Annotated in this window: 8 protein-coding genes; 3 read left to right on the forward strand and 5 right to left on the reverse strand. The window is 70.7% G+C overall.

The features are described 5' to 3' along the window. Positions 1-271: 271 nt before the first annotated feature. Together HUA75_RS17375 and HUA75_RS17380 are read left to right on the forward strand one after the other, a co-directional pair. The gene (locus HUA75_RS17375; RefSeq protein WP_141646786.1) at positions 272-1,474 is read left to right on the forward strand and encodes a porin; all 1,203 of its coding nucleotides are present in this window, start codon (positions 272-274) and stop codon (positions 1,472-1,474) included. A 68-nt stretch (positions 1,475-1,542) separates the two neighbouring features. Continuing rightward, a complete protein-coding gene (locus HUA75_RS17380; RefSeq protein ID WP_174487070.1) occupies positions 1,543-2,604 on the forward strand; it encodes a LysR family transcriptional regulator in 1,062 nt (353 codons plus the stop codon). Here the strand turns inward: HUA75_RS17380 and HUA75_RS17385 are convergent. After that, positions 2,523-3,527, reverse strand: coding sequence for a cyclase family protein (locus HUA75_RS17385; protein ID WP_141646788.1), 1,005 nt, complete (start codon positions 3,525-3,527; stop codon positions 2,523-2,525). The two genes, HUA75_RS17380 and HUA75_RS17385, sit on opposite strands and share 82 nt — an antisense overlap. A 475-nt stretch (positions 3,528-4,002) precedes the next feature. Here HUA75_RS17385 and HUA75_RS17390 point away from each other — a divergent pair, with 475 nt between their 5' ends. Next, positions 4,003-5,421: a sigma 54-interacting transcriptional regulator gene (locus tag HUA75_RS17390; protein ID WP_174487071.1), complete on the forward strand. Its 1,419-nt coding sequence runs from the start codon at positions 4,003-4,005 to the stop codon at positions 5,419-5,421. A gap of 3 nt (positions 5,422-5,424) precedes the next feature. On the opposite strand, the gene HUA75_RS17395 is transcribed toward HUA75_RS17390, so the two are convergent. The 4 genes from HUA75_RS17395 to HUA75_RS17410 all read right to left on the reverse strand — a co-directional run bounded on the left by HUA75_RS17395 (position 5,425) and on the right by HUA75_RS17410 (position 14,254). After that, positions 5,425-6,822: a serine/threonine-protein kinase gene (locus HUA75_RS17395; protein WP_174487072.1), complete on the reverse strand. Its 1,398-nt coding sequence runs from the start codon at positions 6,820-6,822 to the stop codon at positions 5,425-5,427. A 3-nt stretch (positions 6,823-6,825) separates the two neighbouring features. Then, positions 6,826-8,322: a hypothetical protein gene (locus HUA75_RS17400; RefSeq protein WP_174487073.1), complete on the reverse strand. Its 1,497-nt coding sequence runs from the start codon at positions 8,320-8,322 to the stop codon at positions 6,826-6,828. A 163-nt stretch (positions 8,323-8,485) separates the two neighbouring features. Next, positions 8,486-12,367 (reverse strand): serine/threonine-protein kinase, encoded by a 3,882-nt coding sequence (locus HUA75_RS17405; RefSeq protein WP_174487074.1) that lies wholly within the window; start codon positions 12,365-12,367, stop codon positions 8,486-8,488. 15 nt (positions 12,368-12,382) lie between these two features. Then, the gene (locus tag HUA75_RS17410; protein WP_174487075.1) at positions 12,383-14,254 is read right to left on the reverse strand and encodes an OPT family oligopeptide transporter; all 1,872 of its coding nucleotides are present in this window, start codon (positions 14,252-14,254) and stop codon (positions 12,383-12,385) included. Positions 14,255-14,394 lie beyond the last annotated feature (140 nt).

Here is a 14,394-nt window from a genome sequence, read left to right on the forward strand (position 1 = left end):
GCCGGGCGCGCATCAGTGACCATGCCCCCCTCGTTCCGCGGAGGGACTTCAGCGCCCGCTTCACGCCTCACCTCCCGATGCCTGTTCACGAATCCCCCCACCCTCGAGAACGAGGCCGCTGTCCGTCAGCCGTCGCGGAAGGGGCCCGGTCGTTCGCTCCGCGATAGCGCGCGCGCCGTGACGCTTCCTTCCCCCCGTCGCGTGCCCAGAGTGCCGCTCGGGTTCGCGTGAGAGCACAGGCGCGGGCAGCGCTCATTCGGGGGAACAGGGTATGCGTTGGATGCGAGTGGCGACGGCCGTCGTCGCGATGGGCAGTGGACTCCTCGTACCGGCCGTGGGCCACGCCGAGGATGAAGAGAAGGACGACGACAAGAAGCCCTCGCTCACCGGGGGCTACGACGAGAAGAACGGCTTCCACATCCAGTCGGAGGATGGGAACTACCTGCTCGGCATCGGCCTGCAGGCGGGCTACAAGCTCGAGCCCGTCTTCCTGGATGGCAAGGCGGAGTCACGCACGGCCTTCTCGTTCCTCCGTCCCATCCTTCGCGGCAACATCTACCGGCCGTGGATTCGCTTCTGGACGTCGCTGGAGCTGGCGGACCCGCCCATCTACCTGCTCGACTCGCTGGTGGAGATCCAGCCCATCGACGAGGTGGGCATCCGCGCGGGGCAGCAGTACACGCCCCTCAGCCGGCACGAGTCCTGGGGACCGCAGCAGATCCTCTTCCCCGAGTTCTCCACCATCGCCAACTACTACTGGACGGGCCGCGACAAGGGCGTGACCATCTTCGGGACGATGGAGCACCTGGAGTACTACGTGGGCATCTTCGGCGGCTCGCCGCTGCGCTCCATCCGCTCCGAGCCCGGCAAGTACCAGTTCAACGCACGCGCGACGTTCTCGCCCATGGGCAAGCCGGGCTACGGCGAGCTGCCGTACATCATGTCGGGAGACAAGGAGCCGCCTCCGCTCAACGTGTCCTTCACCCTGCAGGGCGCGGGCGGCGAGGTGACGCAGGTAAAGGAGAACTTCAACCCGGAGTCCGGTGTCTTCCAGATCCTCCGTGAAGGCGACCGGCGCTTCATCACCGGCGGCGTGGACCTCTTCATCCAGGCGCGCAGGTTCAGCTTCTTCGGCGAGCTGTACTACAGCCGGACGGACCCGCAGGACGCTTCGCAAAACTTCTCCAGCTTCGGCGCATGGGTTCAGGCCGACTATGTCTTCTACAAGAAGGTGCTCGACGCGGCCGTGCGGCTGAGCTTCCTCAACCCGAGCTTCGATCTGGACGACGACCTGCTCTACATCGCGGAGGCGCAGCTGGGCTGGTTCGTCAACGCCCCGCACCTCGCCGTCAAGCTGCGCTACCAGTTGGCCCACCAGGAGGCCGCCGCCGGAGCGGAAGCCGCCTCCGTCGTCATCCCCAAGGACGCGGGCACCTCCCAGCTCATCACCCTGCAGCTCAACCTGGCGTTCTAGCGCCACGTCTCCCGGGCATCCGCGCCGGCTTTGCGTTATCCCTGCGGCTGGCAAGGAGACGCGAAGCCATGCAGCCCATCGACCACGCGCATCTCTCCCGACTGGACCTGAATCTCCTGGTGGCGTTCGACGCCCTCATGCGCGAGCGCCACGTCACCCGGGCCGCCCACCGCGTCGGACTGGGCCAGCCCGCGATGAGCCACCACCTGGCCCGTCTGCGCGAGCTGCTCGGCGACGAGCTCTTCACCCGCGCGCCCACGGGCGTCGTCCCCACGCCCCATGCGCAGGCGCTCGCGGAGCCCGTGCGCAATGCGCTCGCGTGCCTCCAGGCCGTGCTCACCCAGCGCCCCTTCGACCCCGCCACGCAGGAGCGCCACTTCCGCGTGAGCCTGTCCGACGGACTCGAGTCCTCGCTGGTGCCGCCGTTCCTCGCGCTCGTCGCGGAGCAGGCCCCGGGCGTCACCCTCTCCCTCTCTCCGCTCCAGGAAGCGCGGGGGCTGGCGATGCTGGATGACGGCTCGTTGGACCTGCTCGTGGGTCCACCCATGGAGCAGGCCCCCCATCACAAGCTGCGGCTGTTCTGCGCCGGGGGCTATCTGGTCGTGTTCGACCCGAGCGTCGTGCGCGTGGACATGCCGCTGTCCCTGGAGGACTTCCTTTCCATTCCACACGTTCGCGTCTCGCGACGGGCGGACTCCGGCGACGCGGTGGATGATGCGCTCGCCAGGCTCCGCCTGCGCCGCCGCGTGGCCGTTCAGACGACCCACGCGCTCAGCGTGCCCCACCTCTTGCGCGGTGCGCGGCTGCTCGGCCTGTTGCCCCGGCGCTCGGCGCTGGCGAGTGCGAAGGCCTTTGGCCTGAGCGTCAGCCCGCCACCCCTGGCATTGACCGCGGACAGCATCGTGATGCGCTGGCATGCCTCGCGCGACTCCGACCCGGGCCACCGCTGGCTGCGCGAAGCCATGTTCCTCGCCGCCACGTCGAGCGGCGAGGACAACACCGCCACCCGGGTGGCGGCGCGGACGCCCCCGCCCCCGAAGCGCTCCCGTCAGAAGGTCGCGATGGGATTGACGGGCGAGCCCGTCCCGCCCTCGATGGCCAGGGGCGCGACGCTGAGGAGGAAGTCGTAGCGTCCGCGAGCCGCCGCCGCCTTCGCCAGGGCCTCCGGGTCCGCGTTGTCGATGACGTGGACGCCCAGCGTGTTGATGAGCAACACGTGCACGGGCATCACGACGCCCTCCACCCCGGAGGGCAGCACGTCCAGGCCGACGTCCGTCGCGACGATGGAGACCCCGCGCGCCGCGAGCCACTCCACGCTGGACGCATGAAGTCCCGGTGACTTCGAGGACACATCCCAAGGACCCACCGCCGCGCGGCGGGCCCAGCGCCCCGTGCGGACGATGATGGCGTCACCGCTCGACACCTTCACCTTCGTCTTGCGCTCCCACGCCTCCAGGTCCGCCGCGTGGATGGGCGTCCCGGGCTCCAGGTACGGCACGCCCTTGAACGCTGCCATGTCGATGAGGACTCCGCGCGTGAGCAGACCGTCGCGCACCTCGTTCACCGAGAGCACCGAGCAGCCCTTCGAATCGACCTTCGACTGCGGGTAGCCATTGTACGTCCGGCCCTCGTCGAAGACGTGGCAGAGCGCGTCGAGGTGCGTGTGAGACCAGCCATGGAAACCGATGCCCAGGTGGTCCGCGCTGTACGTGGACTCGGGGGCCTCGCCGTGGAAGAGCATCTGGCGCTCCAGCGGTGAGGGGACGTCCGCGGCCTGCCGCGTCTCCAGCGTGTGCGCCAGCGAGACAGACACACCGTCGCGCACGAGCTTCGCGGCCTCCTTGCGCTTGGCTGGAGTGATGAGGTTCGCGGTGCCGAGCTGATCCTCCTGGCCCCAGCGCCCCCAGTTGCCGTGCTGCTTCTTCCAGTCCTGGATGGCCTCGCGACTCGACAGCCCCCGCGCGACGGGAGCGCCCTGGGGCGGCGCGGCGACCACTGCCGCGCTCCACCCCGCGCTCGCGAGGACAAGGACCTGGATGAGTTTCTTGAACATGGTGCTCCCCGTTGCTGGGCATCCCCGGGTGCGGGGATGCGATCTCGCCCTCCTCGCGGTGCGGGGTGGCGGCATCACGTACCTAGCGACGGGGGACGGATGAGCCCAATCGAGCCCATCGATGACGGTCATCGACGCGCGGACCGGGCCCGGCTGTAACCCTCCGCGCTACAGGCGACGGGGATTTGTAGCGCCACAAGTCACTCCGTCCGTCGGTGGGCGCAGGACAACCCAGGGAGCGGGTATGGCGGCACACCCGCTGCAGTGCCCAGGCTCGCCACACGGTCGGGAGCAACCCACCACGGCCGTGAGCTCTGTGTCGCAGGGGGGCCGGGGGGCGGAGTGGGGGGCGCGGAGCCCGGCCGGTGTCTCGCCGCGCCGGGTCTCCGCGAGGGCGTTCCCCGGAGTCCTGCCAGGCAGGCGGAGATGGATGAGCGAAGACTCGGCGTCACGCGGCCATGTTATCTTGAAGCTCATGTCTGCTTCCGACCGGGTCCGCACAACCCCCTTGCCTCCAGACGTGCAGAACGATTCGCTCTGGAAGCTGGAGGCCCGGGACTCAGGAGACGAAGCGCTGCACGTGACGCTGCCCTATGAGCAAGGGCGCCGTGCATATGACGCGTCGACGGTGCGCCGCTTCCGCCTGACGGTGGTGGAAGGCACCAACTCCGGCAGCACGTGGGAGTCCACGGCGGACACCTGCTCGGTGGGCTCGCACCCGCTCAATGACTTCGCGGTGGATGACTCCACCGTGTCGCGCTTTCACTGCGAGATTCGCATCGGCGCCAAGGGCCCCCAGGTGAGGGACCTGGACAGCCTCAACGGCGTCATCCTGGATGGCGTCCAGGTGATGGAGGGCGTGCTGCGCAGCGGCTCCCTCTTGAGGTTGGGCCGCGTGGTGCTGCGGTTCGACTTCAGCGCGGAGAACAACCGGCTGCCGGTGTCGGAGAGCACGCGCTTCGGGACGCTCGTGGGCGCCTCCGTGGCCATGCGCGTGTGCTTCGCGATGATGGAGCGCGCCGCCTCTCGCGACGTCACGGTGCTGCTGGAGGGCGAGACGGGCACGGGCAAGAGCCAGGCCGCGCAGGCCATCCACGACGCGGGCCGCCGCAAGGACGGGCCCTTCCTCGTGGTGGACTGCGGCGCCATCCCCGCGCACCTCCTGGAGAGCGAGCTGTTCGGCCACGAGAAGGGCGCCTTCACCGGCGCCGTCCATCGCCGCGCGGGCGTCTTCGAGGAGGCCATTGGCGGCACCGTCTTCCTCGACGAGATTGGCGAGCTGCCCGCGGAGCTGCAGCCCAAGCTGCTGCGCGTGCTGGAGAACCGGGAGATTCGCCGCGTCGGCAGCAACACGTACCAGCCGGTGGACGTGCGGCTGATGGCGGCCACGCACCGCGACTTGCGCGCGGAGGTCAACGCGGGACGCTTCCGCTCGGACCTCTTCTTCCGGCTCGCGGTGCTGCGCATCCCCCTGCCCCCGCTGCGTCAGCGTCCGGAGGACCTGCCCCTGCTGGTGGAGGGCATCCTCGGCTCGCTGGGCGCGGACCGGGAGCGCACGGCCTCGCTGCGCACGCCGGACTTCCTGGCGCGGCTGCGCTACGCGGCGTGGCCCGGCAACGTGCGCGAGCTGCGCAACTACCTGGAGCGCTGCCTCGTCTTCGAGGAAGCCGTGGAGCTGACCGAGGACGAGTCGCGCTCGGGCAACCCCATGGAGGTGGACCCCAGCCTGCCCTACGCGGACCAGCGTCGCCGCGCGGTGGACGACTTCGAGCGGCGCTATCTGCGCGCGCTGCTGGAGAAGCACCAGGGCAAGGTGGCCCAGGCCGCCGTCACCGCGGGCATGGACCGGGTGCATCTCTACCGACTGCTGCGCCGCCACGGCATCAAGCCGTGAGCGTCAGCGTCGGCCGGTGACTCGGGACCAGATGGCTCCGCCGCCCGGCAACGGCGCGGCGAGGAAGCCCGACTCCAAGTCCCTCAGCGCCGCCCCGGTGGCCACCAGCCCCGCGTCCTGGAAGTCCGCGACCCAGCCGGGAAGGTGCAGCAGGCTGCCGTCCGCGCTCCCGCGTCCCTCTGAACTGGGAAGGCGGTCCACGTGGACGGTGATGGCCAGCTCCACGGGCACGCCGTCCGCATCACGAGAGTCGCGCGCGCCCTCCAGCAGCGACAGGGCCGCCGCCAGCACGCGCTCGCGCACGGCGCGCTCGGAGACGGCGTCGTCGGGCAGAGGCGCCAGCGCCATGAGGCAGCCGCTCCCCTCCAGCCGCACCTCGAGCCCCGCCTCCCGAGCCACCGCGCCGGTCCGCTCCAGCAGGGAGTCCATCCGCTCCAGCAGCGCGGAGTCGGGGGCCCGCGACAGTCGCGCTTCCGCGTAGAGCGCCACCGCGTGGCCCTGGGCCTCGCGCGGCTTCTCTCCTCCCACCGCGCGCCGCAGGTCCTCCAGCAGCACGACGACGTCCGGGTAGCGGTCCTCGCGATTCTTGGCCAGACAGCGCAGCACCACGTCGTCCAGCGCCTCGGGCACCGGGGCTCGCTCGCCGGGCCTCGGAGGGGGCGCGTGCAGGTGCTGCTCCTCGACTTCATGCCGGGTGGCGCCCTGGAAGGGAGGCTGTCCGGTGACGAGCTGGAACAGCAGCACGCCCAGCGCGTACAGGTCCGTGCGGGCATCGGGCGCCTCACCGCGAATCTGCTCCGGCGCCATGGACAGCGGCGTGCCCAGGGCCACGCCCGTATGGGTGAGCGACGAAGCACCGGGCGAGTCCGCCGTCAGCCCCTTCGCCACGCCGAAGTCCACCAGCTTCACCACGAGAGCCTCGCCGCTCCCGGACAGCTTCATCACGTTCTGCGCCTTGAGGTCCCGGTGCACCACGCCCGCGGCATGGGCCACCCGCAGGGCGGCGCCCACCTGCTCCAGCACCTCCAGCGCCTCACGTGAGGACAGAGGACCCCGCGCCGCCAGCTCCGCGGCCAGGTCCCTGCCCTCCAGCCACTCCATGGAGATGAAGGGCCTGCCATCCGGGAGCTCGCCATAGTCGTGCACACCGACGATGTGCGGATGACTCAGCCGCTGGAGCGTGGCCGCCTCGCGACGGAAGCGGCGCAGCGCGGTGTCCGTCGTCAGCGCCGACGACTGGAGGACCTTCAGCGCCGAGGCACCTCCGCCTCCCACGTCCCGAGCACGATAGAGGGTGGAGACCGGGCCTCGGTAGTGGACGCGCTCCACCACCCAACGACCCACCAGGGCTCCTGGCCGCAGCTCCTCGCCATAGAGCGACTCCACGCCTCCCGTCGTCATGGACTAGCGCTCCTTGCGCGGTCGCACCGTGCGGCCGCACAGCTTGCCCGTTTGGTCATCGCTCACGGGCCCACACGGGTCATGGAGGAACGTGGTCACCGGCTCCTTCCAGACGTTCCCGTAGGGGTCCTTGCACCGCTCGTAGTCGCCGTCTCCGGGCACCTGCGGGCCGTCATTCACCTCGCACCTGCCTGGCAGGGACGGCTTCACAGCGGAGCCCCAGCACGGCCCCGCGACGGTGGCCGCGCAGTTGGCGCCAGCGTTGGGGAGCGCGCAGACGCGATGCGAGGAGTACGCCGCGCCGTCGCCCCAGGAAGGGTCGTAGCAGGAGTACATCTTCCTGTAGATGGCACCTTCGATGATGGCGTCGTCGCCGACCACGACGAAACGCGGTCGCTCGCCACCGACCTGCACCTCCTCCACGGACACCTTGGTGGCCAGGGCCTTCGGGTCGAAGACGTTGCCGTAGAAGGCGCCCTCGCGCACCGCGAACACTTGCGACTCGGACAGCGCATATCGCGTGGGCGAGTCAGCTGACACGTCCACGCTCGCGGTGCCCGCGTCGTCGCTGTCCCACGGCGCCGTCATCACGCTGTAGTAGCCCTCCGCGGGGCAGGTGAAGGTGACAATGGGTTCCGAGCCCGCGCAGCTCGAGTCCCCTTCGCCCAGATTGGTGGTGCGGGCCGAATCGCAGCCGACGACTCCCGAGCAGACGCGCAACACCATCTGGGCACCCGAGCTGGAACCCACCGCCGGGCCGGGGCACGAGACAACGCCCCCCGCGCCCAACGACACCGTCGACCCCGGGATACACACGCCGATGCCGTCGGCCGTCCAGCCACAGTCGCGCTGAGCGCCCGTCTCGCTCGCGGTACACGGGGCGAAGCTGTCGAGCTTCACGGCCGTGGTCGGCTCGTACTCGGCGGGCTTCGTCACGGCCTCCAGGTAGAAGATGCTCGGGTCTCCTGGCACCTCGCCCCGGATGGACAACTCCACTCGGCGGCCCAGCGCGTTGTTGCGCGACAGGAGGCACGCGGAGACCCGGTTGAGACACGCCTGCGAGGGAGCCGACGTGAGCCACTGCGTGCACAGGCCCGCCTTGCCACCCCACACACGGGGGCCCGGGTTCGAACCTCGGGGATTGTAGTACCAGAGCGTCTGGTTGGGCCCCAGCGCGCAGCTCACCAGGTACTCCATGAACTTCTGCGCGTCCGGGTCATGCAACTGCTTGAGGATGCGCGGGTCTCCTCCCGACACGCTGAAGAGATCCACCAGCTTCGTCGTCGCCAGCAGCCCGTTGGCTTCGGGGTTGGTGCCGATGGCATTGAGGACGAGCGCGTCGGTGGACAGGGAGTTGGCGATGCGAATCTCCGCCTGGCTCTCTCCGACCTCGGGTGCAGGAGGGGTGGTGGGCCCACTTCCTCCTCCACCACAGCCGGCCAGGACCAGGCACAGCACGGACACGATTCCCGACGGGGGGCGACGGACAGTGACACCCATGGACGCTCCTCCAGTGAAAAACACGGAATTGGCGAAATACCCCCTACAGAAGCACGCTCCAGGCCAGCGCGCCGCCGGTCACCTTGCCGTCTCGAAGCCGCCCTGGCAGGTCGTCCGCTGTAGCGCGGAAGGTCACGTCCGCGCGGCTTTGTAGCGGCTCGCGCTACACCCGCCTCGCTACGTCCTGGAGGGCGACGAGCCGGGGGCGCCACAGGGGCGCGGCTGACACGGCGCTCTCGGCCTGGGCCAACCAGATGAGGCCCTCCGCCAGCTTGCGGGCGGCGAAGGCGGAGTGCGCGGCCTGGAGGAGCAGCTCCGCCTTCTCGTCGGGGGAGGCCAGCTCTCGCGCCTCTTCCTCCAGGGCATGCCAGGCCCGGGACTCATGTGAGCCCGCACCGGCCTCGGCCTCGCGCACCTGGAGCTCCACCAACCGACGCATGACCGCGGTGGGAGGCAGGGACGCCGGCGGACAATGGGACTCAATCCAGCGCAGTTGTCGGGACGCCTCTCCCAGGTCGCCCAGCGCGGCGCCGATGCGCGCGAGCAGCAACGCATCCAGGGGCACCGGGTGCTCGAGGAAGAAGCGAACCCCCAGCTCGTGCGAGCGACGCGCCAGCGGCAGGGCCTCCGCCAATCGCCCTTGCATGTAGAGCACCTCCGCGAGGTTGAAGGTGGACCAGCGCTCCACCTGGGCGTGGCCCAGCTCGCGGCCCAGGCCCATGGCGCGGCGCAGGTCTCCTTCCATTCGCGTCACGTCGCCCTGCCCCAGCCACAACAACACACGGTTGATGAGGGTGGCGGCCAGGTGCAGCGCATCGCCGGCGGCCTCGCAGCGCGACACGGCCTCCTCGAAACGAGCGGCGGCTTCCTCCGTGCGCTGGAGGAAGGTCAGCGCGGAGCCCAGCATGGCCAGGGCGACAACGAGCGTCTCATGCTCGCGCGCGCCCTCGGCGCCCTCGACGACGGACGAGAGGATGCGCGCCGCCGGGCCCCACTCTCCCTGACGCACGTGTAGACGGCCCCGGGCCAGCGAGCAGCGCAGGGACAGGCGCGGGTCATCGAGGTGCTCGATTCGCTCCAGCGCTTCGCGCGCGCACGCCGTCGAGCCATCCACGTCCTCCATCCAGTCACGCGCGGTGGCCTCCTCCAGCAGCAAGTCCAACGACAGGGCCATGTCGCCGCGCCCCTCCGCGAGGACTCGCGCCGCGGCCAGGTCTCCGAGCCCTTCATGGAAGCGCTGCAGGCGGTGCCGCACACGGCCGCGTCCGGCCAGCGCGAGTGCCCGGCGCCCCGTGTCTTCCTCCAGCAGCAGGGAGAGGGCGCGCGTGAAGTGCTGCTCCGCCTCCACCGACTGGTGCGCGCGACGCGCCTCTTCGGCCAGCACCAGGAAGGCGATGGCGGCTTCCTCGTGCGCGCCACAGGCCGCGGCATGGTGCGCGCGACGACGGCGCTCCGCGGGCGAGTTGCCCGAGGTGGCCTGGCGCGCGGCGGCATGCAGCGCACGGCGCGTCGCGGGAGGAAGAAGCGCTTCGAGCGCCTCGCGCAGAAGCGGATGACGGAAGGCGAAGCGCCCCAGGCCCATGGGTCGCAGCAGTCCAGCGCGAGCGAGTCGCTGCAAGCCCGCGCCCGCGTCCAGCGACGTGGCCACGCCCACCTGTTCGTCGCGCGGTTCCAGGTACCGCAGGGCCGCGTCCACGCGCGTGACATCCAGCTCGGAGCCCAGCACCGCGCACAGACGCGCCAGCACGCCATGGGCCTCGGGCAGTCCCGCGAGCACGCGCGTGGCCAGCCGCTGGAACAGCGGCGTCACCGACACGTCCAGCAGCGCATCCGGGGCGATGTACCAACCCCCGCCCGGCGCGGCACGCAGCGCTCCGGCGGTCCTCAGTGCGACCGCCAGCTCCACCAGGGACAGGGGCACGCCCTGGGCCAGTTGCTCCAGGCGCGCCAGCACGGGCTCGGGGACATGCTCCGCCGGACGAAGCAGGTGCAGGAGCAAGGCGCGACTGGCCTCGGGCGGCAGGGGCGGCAGGACATGCCGCGACGCGTGCGCGCTGCGCTCACCCAGGTGAGGACGCAGCCCGAGCAGCGCGGGTCGAGCCACCACGCAGACCCAAAGGGGGGCGGACGCGCCAGCCAGCGTGGCCACTTCCAGCGCATCCAGGCTGGTGGGGTCGGCCAGATGGGCGTCATCCAGCAACAACACGCGAGGTGTCTCTCGCGCGCGGTGTCGGAGCGCCTCGGCGAGCCAGCGCGCGGCGGCGTGGCGAGCATCGGCGAGGGGAATGGGCCCGGAGCGGGGAGTCTCGGGGAGCGGCGATGCGCCCTCGCCGACAGAGGCTCGCAGCACGTCCAGCAATGCCTCCGGAGCCGAGACGTCCGGAGCCGCCGCGCGCAGACGGAAGACCTGGGCACGGCCCTCGGCCTCCAACCGTGTCGCGAGCGCCTCGATGACCCGCGACTTGCCTTGCCCCACGTCACCGGTGAGGACCGAGAAACCGGGTACGCCGAGGGTGAGGCTGCGCGTGGCCTCCTGGACGAGCAGGTCGACCAACGGCTCGCGCCCCACGAGCGGAGGCGGCTCCGACACGGAGCTGGAGGCCCCGCTGTCGAGCAACCGCAGTCGTCCGCCGATGGGCGTGGACTCGACGACGCTCGCCTCCGAGGAAGCCACCGCCTCGGTGGCCCCTGGCTCCAGTCGCGCGGCCGCGGCGGCGGTGACACGTGTCTCTCCCGGCACCCAGTCCGTGGGCCACCAGTCGCCCGTCACGTCGAGGGCGTGCCCCGCCATCCGCAGCGTGGAGGTCCCCACAAGGACATGCAGCTCCGCGAGGTGGAGGACCGCCGAGGACTCGCCCTCTTCCACCAGTCGCCGCGCGGTGAGCGCGCCGGCGCGGACGTTCGCTTCGGCGGTGAGCGACTCGGCGAAGGCGATGACATAGCCACCGCGCTTCACACGCGCGATGATGCCTCCTTGCGGTTCGATGGCGGCCAGCACCGCATCCACGGACAGCGAGGCATGCAGGCCCAGCAGCGCCACGTGCCGGACTCCCGAGCCGACGACCTGGAGCGCCGAGGCGGCGGGGACTTCGCCGGGTGGGACGACGCTCGGAGAGACCGCGACGTGGCAGGCCGCATCGAAGGCGGCGAGCACATCGGGAGCCCGGGCGAAGCGCTCCGTCGGGGACTTGGCCAGACACGTGCGCAGCACGTCATCGAGCGCGGGGGGAAGCGCGCAACGCTCCGAGACACGGGGCGGTCTCAAGCTGACGTGGCCGTGGCGGATCTGCTCGGGGCTGCCGACGAAGGGGGGCGCGCCCGTGAGCAACTCGAAGAGGAGGACTCCCAGCGAGTAGATGTCGGCCGACGTGCTGGCGAGCCGGGCATCGAGACACTGCTCTGGAGCCATGTAGAGCGGCGTGCCCAGCCGCTGTCCCGCGGGGGTCACGCCCGGAGGAAGCTCGTCCGCCAGGTCGTCGCCCTCGACGTCATAGAAACGCGCCAGGCCCAGGTCGAGCAGGCTGAGCGCGCCACCTTCGCGCAGGAAGACGTTCTCCGGCTTGAGGTCCCGGTGCGCGACGCCCGCGGCATGCGTCCGCTCCAGCGCCGAGCACAACCCATGGAGCATCTCCCGGACATGCGACAGCGACGCGGCGCCGGAGCCGGGCAGCGCGGCCATCCACGCGGCGAGCGTCCGGCCATGCAGGTGTTCCATCACCAGGAAGGGACGCCCGCGAGCCACGCCGTGCTCGAGCAGCTCCGGCACGGTGGGAGGCCCCACGCGGCGCAGGGCGGTGGCCTCGCGAGCGAAGCGCTCGTGGTGAGGCCCATGGCCCAGCTTCAGGGCCACCTCGCGACCATCCGAGTCCCGATACGCGGTGAAGACCTGCGAGAAGCCACCGCTGCCCAGGGGCGCGGCGACGCGCACGCCAGGAACGTCCGCGAGCGGCAGTCCTTCGTTGGCAGGGCCGCCAGCATCTCGCGAGCCGTGCACGGGACAGGCCGCGCCCGGCAAAAGGCGGCGGTAGCAGTTCGGGCAGCGCATCGGTGGAACGTGACGCTACCAGAGCGTTTGCAGCAGGACGATGGCAACGCCGACCAGTCCCTCGCCCGCGATGGTCCCCGCAGCCAGCGTCGCCACGCGTCCCTCCGCTGTCGTGGATTTCACGTATCCCACCAAGGCGGAAACAAGCCCGCCAAGGAAGAGACTCAGCGAGTACGAGGGTGCCAACAGACACGCGAGCCCCATGCCCAGGGGCGAGGGCACCCAGCGCCGGGCACGCTGGGGGAGCAGCCTCTCCGCGAGGACGAGCACGACGGCGGCGAGCGCGGCCCAGCCCACGGCCGCGCGGGTCGCGGGCTCCAGGTTTCCCAACCCCGAGGACAGGACCCGCGCGACGCTCGCCGTGATGAACGCAGCGGGTGCGGGGAAGCGCTCGCCTCCGAGTGCCTCACGGTCTGGCACGAGCAGGAAGAACAGCGGCACCACCGCGAGCGCTCCCACCACCGAGCCAAGCAGCTGCGCGAGGAACAGGCGTCGGGGATGCGCACCCAGCAGGTGCCCTGTCTTCAGGTCCGTGAGGAGGTCCGCGGCCGAGGACGCCGAGTTGACGGTGATGCCCGCGGTCGCGAGGTTGGCGTGGATGTTGTGCGGCAGCAGGACGCCGTAGGTGAGCTGGGTCACCTGGCTGAGCGCGCCCACCGGAGTGGCATCCGTCTCGCCGGTGACACGACAGGAGATGAGGCACAAGACGAACGACAGCGCGATGGCGAGCGCCGCGTGCGCGAGCGGAACACCGAAGCCTCGATGTGCCACGAGCAGGGTCGCGGGCGTCACCACGCAGAGGCCCGCGAGGAGCCACCTGTGCGGCACCTGGAGCGCGTCCACGGGATGCGGTGGAGAGGTGCGGCGGGAGAACAATCCGCGGAAGGCCCGCCGGAGGACACGGCCTTCGAGCAGGAAATGGAGCAAGGACGCGGTGGCGAGCATGGCGGCGCCAGGCCACAGGCTCCACTCGAGGAAGTTCCCTTTCTCCACGGACACGAGCCCGGAGGCGAACACGCGCGGCGCCACGACTCCGTGAATCAGCAGCGCGCCCAACAGGAGCGACGCCGTGGTGCGAGGCCCGAGCAGCGCGCCCGCGCCAATGGGCAACAAGCTCACCTCCAGCCCGAAGCCAAGCCGCTCCAGGGGCAAGCCACCCCACGAGCCCGGAAATGGAATCGAGAGAGGAAGCCGTCCCAGCCCATCACGGACCACGGTGACGAGCCCTGAGAGCAGGCCTCCCAGTCCGAGCAGACGCAATCGAGGCGTCGCTTCAGCCCCCGTCGAATGCAGCGCGCGAATGGTGGTGGCGGCGGCGGTGCCGGAGGCGAAGGGAAGCTGCTCGTGGTCCACGAGCTGCCGCTTGAAGGGCACGGCGAAGAGGACCCCGAGCGCGGACAGGAAGAAGGTCCACGCGAGGAGTGTCGGACCGGAGGGATGCTGGCCGGTGACGATGAGCCAGGCGCCCTGCACGGAGACGAGCGCGCCGCCCGTGGCATAGCCGGCCGCGGAGGCCACCGTCTGCGCATTGCACGTCTCCAGCGGAGACAGGGGCGCGCCAGCGAGGCCCGGGGTGAGGCGGCGCAGGAGCCCATGCGATGCATGTGCGAGCAACGCTGCGGTGATGGCGACACCGAAGGCGAGTCCGGTCTTGAGTCCGACGTAGAGGTTGGTGGCACAGGTGATGACGCCGATGCCCGCGCCCAGCAGTACGGAGCGCGCGGTGAACTGCGGCAGTCGGTCCCCCTGGTAGACGTGGTTCAGCCAGTAGGAGTCCGTGGCCTCGGGTGAGTCCCCCGGGATGCTCAGCAGCGTCAGGGATTCGGGAGACGGCGCCAGGGGCGACGCCTCTTCCTCGGGCGAGGCATGCGGTGAGGGCAAGGCCATGGGCTGCCCCATCTTTTCATCCCGACCCCCTCCAGGACGAGCCCCTCCCGTCACCGGCCCGTTTCAGGAATCCACCGCGCGCCAGTGCGTCGGCGACCATGAACGGCCCTCATGCGCGGGTTCCGCTCCGGCGTCCCGAT

The organism is Myxococcus sp. CA040A (genome assembly GCF_013336725.1).
GTDB lineage: Bacteria > Myxococcota > Myxococcia > Myxococcales > Myxococcaceae > Myxococcus > Myxococcus llanfairpwllgwyngyllgogerychwyrndrobwllllantysiliogogogochensis.